Source organism: Streptomyces sp. NPDC102278, from assembly GCF_044766345.1.
GTDB lineage: Bacteria > Actinomycetota > Actinomycetes > Streptomycetales > Streptomycetaceae > Streptomyces.
In genome coordinates this window covers 1-14,984 of record NZ_JBIWLV010000014.1, presented here as the reverse complement: position 1 = coordinate 14,984, position 14,984 = coordinate 1, and the positions used below count along the sequence as shown (strand labels likewise).

At 73.4% G+C, this 14,984-nt stretch carries 13 protein-coding genes; 10 read left to right on the top strand and 3 right to left on the bottom strand.

What is annotated here, in order from left to right:
• Window positions 1-163: 163 nt before the first annotated feature.
• Entirely contained in the window at window positions 164-1,909 is a 1,746-nt protein-coding gene (locus ACIRO3_RS28015; protein WP_404141460.1) for a hypothetical protein, read from the top strand.
• A 77-nt stretch (window positions 1,910-1,986) separates the two neighbouring features.
• Here the strand turns inward: ACIRO3_RS28015 and ACIRO3_RS28010 are convergent, their stop codons facing one another.
• Window positions 1,987-2,850, bottom strand: coding sequence for a hypothetical protein (locus tag ACIRO3_RS28010; RefSeq protein WP_404141458.1), 864 nt, complete (start codon window positions 2,848-2,850; stop codon window positions 1,987-1,989).
• 63 nt (window positions 2,851-2,913) lie between these two features.
• Here ACIRO3_RS28010 and ACIRO3_RS28005 point away from each other — a divergent pair, with 63 nt between their 5' ends.
• From ACIRO3_RS28005 to ilvD, 4 genes are all read left to right on the top strand, one after another.
• On the top strand, window positions 2,914-3,843 hold the full coding sequence (locus ACIRO3_RS28005) for a Ppx/GppA family phosphatase (RefSeq protein WP_404141456.1): 930 nt from the start codon (window positions 2,914-2,916) through the stop codon (window positions 3,841-3,843).
• Window positions 3,844-3,918: 75 nt separating this feature from the next.
• Complete coding sequence (locus ACIRO3_RS28000) at window positions 3,919-4,758, top strand: sugar phosphate isomerase/epimerase (protein WP_365998168.1); 840 nt, start codon at window positions 3,919-3,921, stop codon at window positions 4,756-4,758.
• Window positions 4,755-5,375: a TetR family transcriptional regulator gene (locus ACIRO3_RS27995; RefSeq protein ID WP_361769872.1), complete on the top strand. Its 621-nt coding sequence runs from the start codon at window positions 4,755-4,757 to the stop codon at window positions 5,373-5,375. Before ACIRO3_RS28000 ends, ACIRO3_RS27995 begins: the two co-directional genes overlap by 4 nt.
• A 238-nt stretch (window positions 5,376-5,613) precedes the next feature.
• Window positions 5,614-7,464: a dihydroxy-acid dehydratase gene (ilvD, locus tag ACIRO3_RS27990; protein ID WP_361769869.1), complete on the top strand. Its 1,851-nt coding sequence runs from the start codon at window positions 5,614-5,616 to the stop codon at window positions 7,462-7,464.
• Between the two features lie 79 nt (window positions 7,465-7,543).
• On the opposite strand, the gene ACIRO3_RS27985 is transcribed toward ilvD, so the two are convergent.
• Window positions 7,544-9,709, bottom strand: coding sequence for a protein kinase (locus ACIRO3_RS27985; RefSeq protein WP_404141453.1), 2,166 nt, complete (start codon window positions 9,707-9,709; stop codon window positions 7,544-7,546).
• A 105-nt stretch (window positions 9,710-9,814) separates the two neighbouring features.
• Here ACIRO3_RS27985 and ACIRO3_RS27980 point away from each other — a divergent pair, with 105 nt between their 5' ends.
• From ACIRO3_RS27980 to proC, 5 genes are all read left to right on the top strand, one after another.
• On the top strand, window positions 9,815-10,114 hold the full coding sequence (locus ACIRO3_RS27980; protein ID WP_361769863.1) for a peptidase: 300 nt from the start codon (window positions 9,815-9,817) through the stop codon (window positions 10,112-10,114).
• Between the two features lie 149 nt (window positions 10,115-10,263).
• Window positions 10,264-10,800, top strand: a complete 537-nt coding sequence (locus ACIRO3_RS27975; RefSeq protein ID WP_404141451.1) for a hypothetical protein — start codon at window positions 10,264-10,266, stop codon at window positions 10,798-10,800.
• 108 nt (window positions 10,801-10,908) lie between these two features.
• On the top strand, window positions 10,909-11,712 hold the full coding sequence (locus ACIRO3_RS27970) for an ABC transporter ATP-binding protein (protein WP_404141449.1): 804 nt from the start codon (window positions 10,909-10,911) through the stop codon (window positions 11,710-11,712).
• Window positions 11,709-12,446: an ABC transporter permease gene (locus tag ACIRO3_RS27965; protein WP_404141447.1), complete on the top strand. Its 738-nt coding sequence runs from the start codon at window positions 11,709-11,711 to the stop codon at window positions 12,444-12,446. The genes ACIRO3_RS27970 and ACIRO3_RS27965 overlap by 4 nt, the downstream gene beginning before the upstream one ends.
• 105 nt (window positions 12,447-12,551) lie before the next feature.
• Entirely contained in the window at window positions 12,552-13,361 is an 810-nt protein-coding gene (proC, locus tag ACIRO3_RS27960) for a pyrroline-5-carboxylate reductase (protein ID WP_053677118.1), read from the top strand.
• Between the two features lie 43 nt (window positions 13,362-13,404).
• Here proC and trpS read toward each other — a convergent pair whose 3' ends face one another.
• On the bottom strand, window positions 13,405-14,403 hold the full coding sequence (gene trpS / locus ACIRO3_RS27955; protein ID WP_404141445.1) for a tryptophan--tRNA ligase: 999 nt from the start codon (window positions 14,401-14,403) through the stop codon (window positions 13,405-13,407).
• Window positions 14,404-14,984: the final 581 nt, after the last annotated feature.

Below are 14,984 nucleotides of genomic sequence, written 5' to 3'. Positions count from 1 at the left end.
CGTGCGCCCCCCCGGGCCGGGCGGTCCGGCCGCCCGGCCCGTCCGGGTTCGTCGGTCGTGGCGTCAGGGCGGCTGTCAGCGCGAGCCCGATCTGTTCACCCGTAAGGGCTAAAACTGCTGAAGGCTTCCGGGGCATCACCGGCGCGCCGCCTACGGTCGCCAGGTGAACAGCAGCAACCAGGGACCCCCCTCATCGCGCACCGGCGCACACCGGGCGCACGGGCGCACGCCTTCAGAGGGACGCGGAGGACAGGGACACGCCGGCGAACAGCCTCCCCCGTTCCGACACGAGCCCTACCTCGACGGCCTGTTCACCTACTGCCTTTCGGTGCTCTGCGACCACGACACGGCCACCGACGTGCTCGGAGACGCCCTGGCCGCCGCCGAGCGGCATCCCGGCCGCTGCCCCGACGAGGGCGAGCGCCGGGCCTGGCTCTACGCGCTCGCCCGCTGGGGCTGCCTGCGCCGGCTCGCCGAGCAGCGGCGCGCGCGGCAGGGGGCGCACAGCGCCCGTCGTACGCCGGAGCACACCGGCGCCGAGCACGCGCCGGGTGGCCCCGGCACCCTCGACGTGTCCGCGTACCGCCGCACCGAACTCGCCCGCCTCGCCTGGCCGGAGGCCGCCGGCACCACCCCCGAGCAGCGGGAGGCCCTCGAACTCGCCGTCCGCCACCGACTCGGCGTCCCCGAACTCGCCTCCGTCCTCGGGACCCCGCCCGCCGCCGCCCGCGAACTCCTGTCCGCCGCCGCCTGCGAGGTCGAACGCACCCGCGCCGCGCTCGCCGTCGTCGAGACCGGCCACTGCCCGGCCGTGTCCCGGCTCACCGGCGACGACGGAGACCCCCGGGTACTGCTCTCCACCCCGCTGCGCGCCGAACTCGTACGCCACGTCGACGACTGCCCGCGCTGCCGCCGCGTCGCCGAACGCGTCGGCGCTGGCGGCCCCTGGCCCGGCACCGGGGGCATCCACCCCGCCGCGCTCCCGCTCGTACCGGCCCCCCGCGCCGCCGTCCGCGCCGCGATGCTGCGCTCCGGGCGACGCGGCGGCGGCCCCGGTCCCCGCTTCGACCGGACCGGCTTCCCGATGGACCCCAAGGACCGCGCGGCCCGCCGCGACCGGTTCCGGGCCCGCGCCGTCACCACGACCGTCGTCGCCACCGTCGTCGCCGCGCCCGTACTGGCCCTGTGGGCGGCCTACCGGGGCGCCCCCGCCACCGGCGAACCCGTTGCCGGCGACGCCACCCGGATCTCCGCCAGCGAATCCGACATCCCGCCGCCCCCGGCCGGCGGCCGCCTGCTCGCCGCGTACGAGAACACCGGCAACACCGCCCACACCGGCGACGGGCCGGGCTTCGCCCCCGGTACCGCCGCACCCGACGTCTCCGTGGAGGTCATCAGCTCCGGCGCGCCGGCCACCCCGGAATCGGACCGTCCGGGAGCTCCAGGCCGGCTCACCGTGTCCGCCACGACACACGGCTCCACCACCCTGCTCACGCTCAGCGCGTCCGGCGGCGCCCCCGTGGACTGGCGTCTGTGGTCCGACGCGCCCTGGCTGCGGGCGGGCCAGACCGCGGGCACCCTGGCCCCCGGAGAATCGGTCACCCTGCGGATCACCGTGGACGCCGCGGCCCAGCCCGTCGGCGCCTGGTCGGCCCGGGTCGGAGTGGACCCGTCCGGCGCGGTCGTCGCCATCACCGGCCGCGGCCGGCCCGCCCCGCCGCCGACCGGGAGACCGCCGACCTCCACGCCCACCCCGGCGCCGACTCCCACGCCCACCCCGACGCCGACCCCGACCCCGACTCCCACGCCGACCCCGACTCCCACGCCGACGCCGACGCCGACGCCGAGCGAGTCAGAAGGAACGGTTTCCCCGACGCCGCCCCCCGACCCGGCGGACCCGCCCTCCTGACCCGCCGGCCGACAGGCCTCACGCCCCGCTCCTCACACCGCCACGCCGTCACGCGGTCGTGCACGTCGTCCCGTCGTTCACGTCGTCGTCGGATCCGCGGGGTGCGGGGCCATCGGCAGCAGCGAGGCCAGCCGTGCCTCGCACAGCGCCACGAGCGCCTCGTACCCCTCCTTGCCCATCAGCTCCGTCAGCTCGGGGCGGTAGGACACGTACACCGGGTCACCGGCACCGTGCGCGGACGTGGCGGACGTGCACCACCAGTGCAGGTCGTGGCCGCCCGGACCCCAGCCGCGCCGGTCGTACTCACCGATCGAGACCTGGAGGACCCGCGTGTCGTCGGGCCGGTCGATCCAGTCGTAGGTCCGACGGATCGGCAGCTGCCAGCAGACGTCGGGCTTGGTCTCCAACGGCTCGCGCTTCTCGCGCAGCGCCAGGATGTGCAGCGAGCAACCGGCGCCGGCGGCGAAGCCGGGCCGGTTCTGGAAGATGCACGACCCCTCCCAGCGGCGGGTCTGCCGCTCGCCGTCCTCGTCCTTCTGCACCCAGCCGGACTCGGTGCCCACGTCGTGGAACTGCCACAGCTCCGGCGTGAGGCGGGCCACGTTCTCCGCGACGCGCTTCTCGTCGTCCTCATCGGAGAAGTGCGCGCCGAGGGTGCAGCAACCGTCGTCCGCCCGGCCGGCCTGGATGCCCTGGCAGCCGCTGCCGAAGATGCACGTCCAGCGCGAGGTCAGCCAGGTCAGGTCGCAGCGGAAGATCTGTTCGTCGTCGGCGGGGTCCGGGAACTCCACCCAGGCCCGGGGGAAATCGAGGCCCTTCTCGTCACCGGGAACCATCTCGTCACCTGCGACCTTCTCGTCACCTGCGACCGCGGGGGACTCGCCGCCCTTGGTCTTCTTCGACTTGGGGCGGGACTTGTTGGCCTTCTTCGTATTTGGCACAAACCCAAGCCTAAGCGCCCCTTACTCCACCCCTTCGCGACAGGACCAGTAGCGTTTCCTCGTATGAGACTCGGTGTCCTTGACGTGGGTTCGAACACGATCCATCTGCTGGTGGTGGACGCGCACCCCGGTGCGCGCCCGCTGCCCGCGCACTCCCACAAGGTGGAACTGCGGCTGGCGGAGCTCCTCGACGGGCACGGCGCGGTCACCCCCGAGGGCATGGAACGCCTCGTGTCGGTCCTCGCCGATGCCGTGCAGGCCGCCGAGGACAAGGGCTGCGAGGACCTGCTGCCCTTCGCGACGAGCGCCGTGCGCGAGGCGACGAACGCCGACGAGGTCCTGGCCCGGGTGAAGGCCGAGACCGGCCTCGACCTGCCCATCCTCAGTGGCGAGGACGAGGCGCGGCTGACGTTCCTCGCAGCCCGCCGCTGGTTCGGCTGGTCGGCCGGCAGGCTGCTGGTCCTCGACATCGGCGGCGGTTCGCTGGAGATCGCGTGCGGCATCGACGAGGAACCCGACGCCGCCGTGTCCCTCCCGCTGGGCGCCGGCCGCCTCACCTCGGGCTGGCTCCCGGCCGACCCGGCCGACCCCGCGGACGTGAAGGCCCTGCGCCGGCACGCGCGGGCCCAGATCGCCCGCTCGGTCGGCGTGTTCAGCCGCTTCGGGGCGCCGGACCACGTGGTGGCGACGTCCAAGACGTTCAGGCAGCTGGCCCGCATCGCGGGCGCGGCCCGCTCGGCCGACGGCTTGTACGTCCAGCGCGACCTGACCCGCAAGTCCCTGGAGGAGTGGGTCCCGCGCCTGGCCGCGATGACCATCGCGCAGCGGTCCACCCTCCCGGGCGTCTCCGACGGCCGCGCCGGACAGCTCCTGGCGGGAGCGCTGGTCGCGGAGGGAGCGATGGACCTCCTCGGCGTCGAGGAGCTGGAGATCTGCCCCTGGGCCCTGCGGGAGGGCGTCATCCTCCGTCGCCTGGACCACCTCCCGTCCTGACGGGCACGCCCGGCCGAACCGGTGGATCCCCCCCACCCCGCCCGGCCGGGGCGCGGGCATCGGTAACCTGTCCCCGTGGCAGAACCCCGCCCCCAGACCCCGACCCCAAGGCCCAAGGTCGCCCTCTCCACCGCCTCCGTCTATCCGGAGTCCACGGCGACCGCCTTCGAGATCGCCGCGCGCCTCGGCTACGACGGCGTCGAGGTCATGGTCTGGACGGACCCGGTCAGCCAGGACATCGACGCCCTGCGCCGCCTCTCCGACCACCACCACGTCCCGGTCCTGGCCATCCACGCCCCGTGCCTCCTCATCACCCAGCGCGTCTGGTCGACCGACCCCTGGACGAAGCTGAGGCGCGCCCAGGCGGCGGCCGAGCGGCTGGGCGCGAGCACCGTCGTCGTGCACCCGCCGTTCCGTTGGCAGCGCGCCTACTCCCGCGACTTCGTGTCCGGCATCTGGCGCATGGCGGACGAGACCGACGTCCGTTTCGCCGTCGAGAACATGTACCCGTGGCGCTACCGCGACCGCGAGATGCTCGCGTACGCACCCGAGTGGGACGTCACCAAGGACGACTACCGGCACTTCACGGTGGACCTCTCGCACACCGCGACGGCCCGCACCGACGCCAACGCGATGATCGACCGGATGGGCGACCGGCTCGCCCACATCCACCTCGCCGACGGCAACGGTTCCGCGAAGGACGAGCACCTCGTCCCCGGCCGCGGCACCCAGCCCTGCGCCGAACTGCTGCGCGGCCTGGCCCGTACGTCCTTCGACGGCCACGTCGTCATCGAGGTCAACACCCGCCGCGCCATGTCCTCCGCGGAACGCGAGGCCGATCTCGCCGAGGCCCTGGCCTTCACGCGGCAACACCTCGCGGCCGCGACCAGCGACAGCCCGGCCCGCCGCCCGTGACGGAACCGGTCAGGAAGCCCCGCCGCGGACCCGGCCGCCCCCGCCAGGACGAGGCCGACGACGGCCCCGGCACGCAGGAGCGGATCCGTCTCGCGGCCCGCTCGGAGTTCGCGGCGCGCGGCTACGACAAGACGTCCGTACGCGGGATCGCGAAGGCCGCCGGCGTGGACCCGGCCCTGGTGCACCACTACTTCGGCAGCAAGGACGACCTGTTCGCCGCCGCCATCGAGGTCAGCCTGGAGCCGGCCCTGGTCGTCCCGCAGATCGTCGGCTCCGGCCCGGACGGCATCGGCGAGCGCCTGGCCCGCTACTTCCTGGGCATCTGGGAGAACCCCGCCACCCGCGCCCCCCTCCTCGCGGTGATCCGATCCGCCCTCACCCACGAGGCCGCCGCCGCCGTGCTGCGCCGGTTGATCCTGCGCCGGGTCCTGGAGCGGGTCGCCGCCGACCTCGACGTCCCCGATCCCACCTTCCGCGCCGAACTGGCCGCCTCGCACATGATCGGCATCGCGATCCTGCGGTACGTGGTCCAGATCGAACCCCTCGCGTCCGCGGACCCGGAGGCGATCGTGGCCCTCGTGGCCCCGACCCTCCAGCGCTACCTCACCGAGGAGTGACCGAACCCGAGGGTGACCGAACCCGACAAGTGACCCAACCCGGGCAGTGACCGAACCCGGGCGGTGACCGAACCCGGGCGGTGACCGAACCCGGGCGGTGACCGAAAGCTGAGCCGGCCGTCCCGGCATGCGGACGCCGTGTCCGCATCGCGGGCGAGAGGCGTAGCCTCGTAAACAGCCATATCCACAGTCGCGGCGGGCCCCTCCGGCGCCGCCGCACTCATGGGGAGTGAAACCGATGCCCGAGCTGAGGTCCCGCACCGTCACCCACGGCCGCAACATGGCAGGCGCACGTGCGCTGATGCGCGCCTCGGGCGTAGCGAGCGCGGACATCGGAAAGCCGATCATCGCGGTGGCCAACTCGTTCACCGAGTTCGTCCCCGGGCACACCCACCTGGCGCCGGTCGGCCGGATCGTCTCCGACGCCATCCGTGAGGCGGGCGCGATCCCGCGCGAGTTCAACACCATCGCGGTCGACGACGGCATCGCCATGGGGCACGGCGGCATGCTGTACTCCCTGCCCTCCCGCGACCTGATCGCGGACAGCGTGGAGTACATGGTCGAGGCGCACTGCGCCGACGCCCTGATCTGCATCTCCAACTGCGACAAGATCACCCCCGGCATGCTGATGGCCGCCATGCGCCTCAACATCCCGGTCGTCTTCGTCTCCGGCGGCCCGATGGAGGCCGGTCAGGCGGTCCTCGTCGACGGCACCGTCCGCAAGCTCGACCTGATCGACGCCATGGTCGACGCCTCCAACGAGAACGTCTCGGACGAGGACGTGCTGCGGATCGAGGAGAACGCCTGTCCGACCTGCGGTTCCTGTTCGGGCATGTTCACCGCCAACTCCATGAACTGCCTCGCCGAGGCCATCGGCCTGGCCCTGCCGGGCAACGGCTCGGTCCTCGCCACGCACACCGCCCGCCGCGCCCTGTACGAGGACGCCGGCCGTACGGTCGTGGAGATCACCAAGCGCTACTACGAGGACGGCGACGAGTCCGTCCTGCCGCGCAACATCGCCACCCGCGAGGCCTTCGAGAACGCCATGGCGCTCGACATCGCGATGGGCGGCTCCACCAACACGATCCTGCACCTGCTGGCGGCGGCGCAGGAGGCGGGCCTGGAGTACGACCTCACCGACATCGACGCCGTCTCCCGCCGCGTCCCGTGCCTGTCCAAGGTCGCGCCGAACGTGGCGCCCGGTGGCACGTACTACATGGAGGACATCCACCGGGCCGGCGGCATCCCCGCCATCCTCGGCGAACTGCACCGCGGCGGCCTCCTCAACAAGGACGTCACCTCCGTGCACTCCGAGGGCCTGGAGGACTGGCTCGCGAAGTGGGACGCCCGCTCCGGCACGGCGAGCGACACGGCCATGGAGCTGTGGCACGCGGCCCCCGGCTGCAAGCGCTCCGCGACCGCCTTCTCGCAGTCCGAGCGCTGGGACGCCCTCGATCTCGACGCCGAGGGCGGCTGCATCCGCTCCGTCCAGCACGCCTACTCCAAGGACGGCGGCCTCGCGGTCCTGCGCGGCAACATCGCCGTCGACGGTTGCGTCGTGAAGACGGCCGGCGTGGACGAGTCGATCTGGACCTTCGAGGGACCGGCCGTGGTCTGCGAGTCGCAGGACGAGGCCGTCGACAAGATCCTCCGCAAGGAGATCAAGGCGGGCGACGTCGTCGTCATCCGCTACGAGGGCCCGCGCGGCGGCCCCGGCATGCAGGAGATGCTGTACCCGACGTCCTTCCTCAAGGGCCGCGGCCTCGGCAAGGTCTGCGCCCTCGTCACGGACGGCCGTTTCTCCGGCGGCACCTCGGGCCTGTCCATCGGCCACGCCTCCCCGGAGGCGGCCTCGGGCGGCGACATCGCCGTGGTCCGGGACGGCGACCGGATCCGCATCGACATCCCGAACCGCTCCATCGACCTGCTCGTCTCCGACGAGGAACTGGCCGCCCGCCACGAGGCCCTCGGCGGCGTCTACGCCCCGAAGAACCGCGAACGCAAGGTCTCCGCGGCCCTGCGCGCCTACGCCGCCATGGCCACCAGCGCCGACAAGGGCGCGGTCCGCGACGTCTCCCTCCTGGGCTGACCCCCGACGGCACGTACGAGACGGCACGTACGAGACAGCACATACGAGACAGCACGTACGAGAACCCCGCCGGGCGGCCTCACCACCCGGCGGGGTTCCCCGCGTCCACGGCGAAGACGGCGCCGTCGGGCGTCGCCGCGTACACCCGACCGTCACGGACGACCGGGGCGGGCAGGGTGGCGGCGAAGGTGCCCTGCCCACCGCCCGCGCCCGGCTTCGTCTGCCCCACCAGCCGGCCCGCGCCCGCGTCCACGGCCAGCAGCCGCCCGTCGGCGGCCGTCAGGTAGACCCGCCCGCCGGCGAACACCGGCCGCGAGGCGACGGCCGCCCCCGTCTCCAGCCGCCACTCCTCCTTGGCCGGGCCCACGGCCGCCAGCCCGCCCGCCGTCCCGAAGACGTACACGACACCCTCGGGGCTCACCGCCGCCTGCGTCTCGTACAGCGGCCTCGCCAGCGGCACCCGGTGCACGGCGTGTGTTCCCAGGTCGACCCGCACGACCGCCTCCGTCGCGGTCCGCACGTCGTTGTCCAGCAGGTACAGGCCGCCGCCCGCCACGCCGACGGGCTGCAGCATGCCCGGTACGCGCACCCGCCGGCGCTCCGATCCGCTCGCGGGGTCCACCTCGGAGAGCTGCGTCGAACCGCCCGCGCCGTCGATCGTCGACACGTACGGCACCGGTTCCCCGGAGGGCCCCGGGCCGGCCGTCCAGACGGAACCCACCCCGCCGATCCGCTTCGTCCAGCGGGTGACCCCGGTGGCCGCGTCCAGGGCCGAGGTGTTCCCGTTCGGCGCGACGATCAGCACCCGCGCCCCGAAGGGCACGACCCGCGCGCCGTCCGGCAGTTCCCGGCGCCAGCGCCTCGTCCCGCTCGCGGGGTCGAGGGCCTCCAGCAGCCCGCTGCCCGACGCCACCGCGAGGACGAGCCCGCCCGCGTGCGAGGGAGCGTCGTCCCGCGCGGCCAACCGCGTCGACGCGGCGCCCGGGACGGACCACAGCACCGTCCCGTTCACCGGATCCAGCTTCGCCGCGGCCACCCCCGGCCCCGAGCAGTACAGGGCCGCGGCGTCCGCGGAGCAGGACACGGTCCGCCGCCCCGAACGCCGGTCACCCACCGCGGCGGTCCACGGGGCGAAGGCCGGGGCCCGCTCCTTCGAGGCCGCGGCGCTCTTCGCCGCCGCGCGGGCGGCCGCGTCGCCGTCCGTCCCGGAGTACAGGTACCCGACGGCCGCGCCCGCCCCGAGCAGGAGCGCCACTCCCGCCGCCAGGGCCGTCCGGGCCCGGACCCGCGGCAGCCGTCCGGGCGGGGGCGGGGCGGCCGGGGGGTCCGTGGCGATGTGCTCCCGCCGGTGCGTGACCACCTCGGGCCGCGCGACCCGCGCGGGTCGCCGCGGTCCGGGGACGAAGGAGTGGGTGTCCTCGGAGGTCGGGTAGGCCAGTGCCCGCATCTCGGCGATCAGTTCGTCGGCGGTCGGCCGCTCCGCCGGCTCCTTCGCCAGGCACCGGGCCACGAGCGGCACCAGCCGCGCCGGCAACCCGGTCAGGTCGGGCTCGCTGTGCACGACCTGGTACGCCACGAGGTAGTGGCTGTCGGAGTCGAACGGCCCGCGCCCCGTCGCCGCGTACACCAGCACCGCGCCCAGCGCGAAGACATCGGCGGCCGTGCCCACGTCCCGGGGGCTTTGGAACTGCTCCGGCGCCATGAACGGCGGGGTCCCGATCAGCTTCCCGGTCTCGGTCCGCAGGTCGCTGTCCGCCGGCCGCGAGATCCCGAAGTCGATGACGCGGACCCCGTCCGGTGCCATCAGCACGTTGCTGGGCTTCAGGTCCCGGTGCACCACCCCGGCCCGGTGGATGTCCCGCAGGGCCTCCGCCAGCCCGGCGGCGAGCCGCACCAGTTCGACCGGGTCCAGGACCCGTTCGCGTACCCGCTCGGACAGCGTCGGGGCGTCGATGAAGGAGGTGGCCATCCAGGGCCGCTCGGCGTCCGGATCGGCGTCCACCACCGGGGCGGTGAACGCTCCGCTCACCCGCCGCGCGGCCGCGACCTCCTGCCGGAACCGCGCCCGGAACTCGGGATCCACCGCGTGCTGGGCGTGTACGACCTTGACGGCGAGTTTCAGCCCCGCGCCGGACGTGGCCAGGTGGACGACGCCCATGCCGCCGGAGCCGAGTACGGATTCGAGCCGGTACTGCCCGGCGTACTCCGGAAACCCCGCACAGTCCGTCGCGCGCAGCGAACGCACCACTCATCACCCCCGCCGGAGCCTAGTCGATGGCCCATGCGAACATCCAAGGGCTTGCTACCCTGCGCGCGTTGCGCAGAGCAACACTCAAGGGGGGACTTCCACATGTCTGTTGAGAACGATTCAAGCCAGGTTCAGAGCCTCTCGGGGTCGGGCTTCCCGACCTTCCCGGTGGCGCCCGGGTACCGCGTCAACGTACGCAGCGGCCCCGGCACCAACTACTCCGTCTCACGGGTGCTCCCGCTGGGCGCGTACGTCCAGATCCGCTGCCAGTGCGAGGGCACGACCGTCTCGGGCCCGTACGGGACGTCGGACATCTGGGACTGCGTGGGCAACGGCGAGTTCGTCGCCGACGCGTACGTGAAGACGGGCGCCGACGGCTACGTCACGGGGCAGTGCGGCTGACGCTCTGAGCCCACGGCCGCACACCTCCACCGGACGACGCCCGTCCGGCCGGGCCCCGGGCCCGGGCGGCGGCCCGCGGCGCCGGCCCCGCCCGTCTGCCACGTGAGACACCCCCGGCGCGCCCGGCCCGCCGGGGGATAATCGCCGGTGTGAGCGACGACGACCAGCGAGACCAGAGCCAGCCCGCCCCGCCCGCCGCCCCCGCGGCGCCAGCCCCCGGCCCCGAGCCCGAGCCGATCAAGTTCTTCGGGACGACCTGGGTCGAGCACGACGGCGGCTACGCCCTGCGCCGCGTCGGCATGGCCGCCGGCTCGCTCGTCACCGCCGTCGCCGCCGCGTTCCTGCTGCGCATGGCCTACGAGGGGCTGGAGATCGGCGACGTCGGCCCGTTCCTCAGCATCTCCGTCGTCATCCTCTTCGCGATCGCCAGTTCCATCGCCTTCGCCAAGACCTGGGAGTCCTTCGGCAGCCACCCCCGCCCCTCGTCCGACGAGGCCGCGCTCAAGGGCCTGAAGGCGATCGGTTTCATCGGCTCCCTCATCGCCTACTTCTTGCGCTGCCTCGTCGAGGCGCCCGGCGAGAAGCTGCGCCGCACCGAGTACGAGCGCGCCAAGGTCGAGTTCGCCCGGCGCCGCAGTTCCCGCACCGGCAACCCGGCCGCCCGCCGCCCCAAGCGCAAGCGGTAGCCCCCGGGGTTCCACACCCGTACCCACACCCGCGCCCGCACCCACACCCACACCCGCGCCCGTCCGCCCGGTTGACGCCCCGGCACAGCCGGGAGCATTATTCATCACATGATGAATAACTCGCGGGACGGAGCCCCGGCCGCCGTCCACGCCCGCGGCCTCACGGTCCGCCGCGGCGCCGGGCGCCACCCCCGCACCGTCCTCGACGCCCTCGCCTTCGACGTCCCCCGCGGCCGCGTCACCGGCCTCCTCGGCCCCTCCGGCTGCGGCAAGTCCACGCTCATGCGCGCCGTCGTCGGCTCCCAGGCCCACGTCACCGGCACCCTCGACGTCCTCGGCCGGCCCGCCGGCCACCCCGCACTGCGCTCCCGCATCGGCTACGTCACCCAGGCGCCCTCGGTCTACGACGACCTCACCGTCCGGCAGAACCTCGAATACTTCGCCGCCGTCCTCGACCCCGGCCGAGCCGCCGCCGACCGCCGCGCCGCCGCCGTCACCCGCGCCATCACCGACGTGGACCTCACCGGACGCGCGGGCGCCCTCGCCGGCAACCTCTCCGGCGGCCAGCGCAGCCGCGTCTCCCTCGCCGTCGCCCTGCTCGGCACCCCCGAACTGCTGGTCCTCGACGAACCGACCGTCGGCCTCGACCCCGTCCTGCGACGCGACCTGTGGAACCTCTTCCACGACCTCACCACCGACCGCGGCGCCACGATCCTCGTCTCCTCGCACGTCATGGACGAGGCCGAACGCTGCCACGACCTGCTCCTCCTGCGCGAGGGCCGCATCCTCGCCCAGGACACCCCCGACGCCCTGCGGACCCGCACCGGCTCCGCCACCGTCGAAGAAGGCTTCCTCCGCCTCGTCGACGACGCCGACGCCCTCGCCCGGGAGACCCTGGAGCAGCACTCGTGAACACGGCCCGCACCCTCGCCACCGCCGCCCGCGTCCTGCGCCAGCTCCGCCACGACCCGCGCTCGATCGCGCTGATGCTGCTGGTCCCCGTCCTGATGCTGACCCTGCTCCGCTACGTCTTCGACGGCAGCGCCCGCACCTTCGACAGCGTCGGAGCCTCCCTCCTCGGGATCTTCCCCCTCATCACCATGTTCCTGGTGACCTCCATCGCCACCCTGCGCGAGCGCACCTCCGGCACCCTGGAACGCCTCCTCGCCATGCCGCTGGGCAAGGGCGACCTCATCGCCGGCTACGCCCTCGCGTTCGGCGCCGTGGCCGTCGTCCAGTCCCTCCTCGCCACCGGCCTCGCCCTGTGGGTCCTCGGCCTCGACGTCGTCGGCTCCCCGTGGCTGCTCCTGCTCGTCGCCCTCCTCGACGCGCTCCTCGGCACGGCACTGGGCCTGTTCGTCTCCGCCTTCGCCGCGTCCGAGTTCCAGGCCGTGCAGTTCATGCCGGCGGTGATCTTCCCCCAGCTCCTGCTCTGCGGCCTCTTCGCACCCCGCGACACCATGCAGCCCGTCCTCGAAGGACTCTCGAACGTCCTGCCCATGTCCTACGCCGTGGACGGCATGACCCAGGTCCTCACCCACACCGACATGACCGCCGAGTTCGTCCGCGACGCCGTCGTCGTCGCCGGCTGCGCCCTGCTCGTCCTCGTCCTGGGCGCGGCCACCCTGCGCCGCCGCACCCCCTGACCGCACTCCGGACACCCCCTCGCCGCCGCGCCCCCGGGTGCAAGGATGAGGAGGTGGAGGCGGCACGCCCCCCACGCACGCATCGTTCGGCGAGGTGAATCGGGCATGACCCAGACAGTCGCAGTCCTCGGTACCGGCAAGATCGGCGAGGCCCTGCTCAGCGGGATGATCCGCGGCGGATGGCCCGCCGCGAAGCTCCTCGTCACCGCCCGCCGCCCCGAGCGCGCCGAGGAACTGCGCACCCGCTACGGGGTCGAGGCCGTCACCAACGCCGAGGCCGCCAAGCGCGCCGACACCCTGATCCTCACGGTCAAGCCGCAGGACATGGGCAAGCTCCTCGAAGAACTCGCCCCCCACGTCCCCACCGACCGCCTGATCATCAGCGGCGCCGCCGGCATCCCCACCTCCTTCTTCGAGGAGCGGCTCGCCCCGGGCACGCCGGTCGTCCGCGTCATGACGAACACCCCCGCCCTCGTGGACGAGGCCATGTCCGTCATCTCGGCCGGCAGCCACGCCACCGCCGCGCACCTCCTGCACACCGAGGAGATCTTCGGCGGCGTCGGCAAGACCCTGCGCGTTCCGGAGTCGCAGCAGGACGCCGCGACGGCCCTCTCCGGCTCGGGCCCCGCGTACTTCTACTTCCTCGTCGAGGCGATGACCGACGCCGGCATCCTCCTCGGCCTGCCCCGCGCGCAGGCGCACGACCTGATCGTCCAGGCCGCCATCGGCGCCGCCGTGATGCTCCGCGACAGCGGCGAGCACCCGGTCAAGCTCCGCGAGGCAGTGACCTCCCCGGCCGGCACGACCATCAACGCCATCGTCGAGCTGGAGAAGCACGGCGTACGGGCGGCCCTCATCGCCGCACTCGAGGCGGCCCGCGACCGCAGCCGCGAACTCGCCTCCGGCAACAGCTGACGGGCGGTACGGGTCCCCGCGCGGGGACCCGTACCGCGGCCCTTCAGGGCTCCAACAACCCGATCGCCCGGTACGCCCGGTCCACCACCGGCCGCGCCAGCCCGCGCGCCCGCTCGGCGCCGGCCCGCAGCACCTTCTCCACCCCGCCGGGATCGGCCGCCAGCTCGGCGTGCCGCTCCCGCACCGGCCGCAACGTCTCCACCACCGCCTCGGCGACGTCCCGCTTCAACGCCCCGTAGCCCTGGTACCCATCGGCCAGCGCCGCGGGCTCCCCACCCGTGCAGGCGGCGAGGATGTCGAGCAGGTTGGCGACCCCGGGCCGGTTCTCCCGGTCCAGGACCACGCCGCCGTCCCCGCTGTCGGTGACGGCCCGCATCACCTTCCTCGTCACCACCGCCGGTTCGTCGAGCATGAACACCACCCCGGGCCCGGCGTCCCCGGACTTCCCCATCTTGGAGGTCGGGTCCTGGAGGTCCATGACCCGCGCCGCCACCACCGGGTGCGTGGCCCGGGGCACCGCGAAGGTGTGCCCGTACCGCTGGTTGAACCGCACCGCGAGGTCCCGCGTCAGTTCCACGTGCTGCCGCTGGTCCTCACCGACCGGCACCTCGTCCGTCCCGTACGCGAGGATGTCGGCCGCCATCAGCACGGGATAGGTGAGCAGCGACAGCCGCACCCCTTCCCCCGCGTCCCGCGCCCGCGTCGCCTTCTCCCGGTACTGGACCATCCGCCGCAGTTCCCCGTCGGTCGCGGTGCACTCCAGCAGGTACGCCAGCCGCGTGTGCTCGTCCACGTGGCTCTGCACGAAGAGCGTGCACCTCGCCGGCTCCAGCCCCGAGGCCAGCAGCAGGCTCGCGGCCTGCCTGCTCAGCCGCCGGACCCGCGCCGGATCGTGCTCCACGGTCAGCGCGTGCAGGTCCACCACGCAGAACAACGCCTCGTCGGGCTCCCGGTCGGCGGCGACCCACTGCCGTACGGCGCCCAGGTAGTTGCCCAGCGTCAGATGCCCGGTGGGCTTGACCCCGCTGAAGATCCTCGTCATGTCCCGTCTCCCTGCTGTGTGGCTGTCATGTCGGCGCCACCGCGTCGGGCGACCGAGCCACTCCCGGGAAGGGGAGAAACGAAAAACGGCCGCCGAGGCGGCGGCCGTGAGCGCATGCGTGCTCGTGTGGATGGTCGGCCGCCGTCAGGCGGCCCACCAGCACAGGTTGAGCGTGTGCGCATGCGTGGTCATGGGAGCCAGGCTAGCCGTCCGGGTGACGCCTGTCCCAGGGTTGACACACCTTGACCCGATCCGTAAGGTTCTTCGAGTTGTCCGAAGTGAGCGCCGACCCCGGTCGGTCCCCGGACAACCATCCCGCACCACACACATTCGAACGAACGACGCACTTTGTCGTCTCGTTTTCATGCGTATATGCGAATGAGGAATCCGCGTTCCAGGACGCAGTCGCCGATTAGGTTCGGGGGCAAGGAATCCGCTACTGTCTCACTCGCCGCAAGGGCCCAACAGCCCAAGCAGCGAAACCCGCTGACTGGGAGTCAGGCCCGAAAGGTTCTGATAGAGTCGGAATCGCCGGAAAGGGAAACGCGAAAGCGAAGAACCGGAAGGCGGAAAACAAGCGG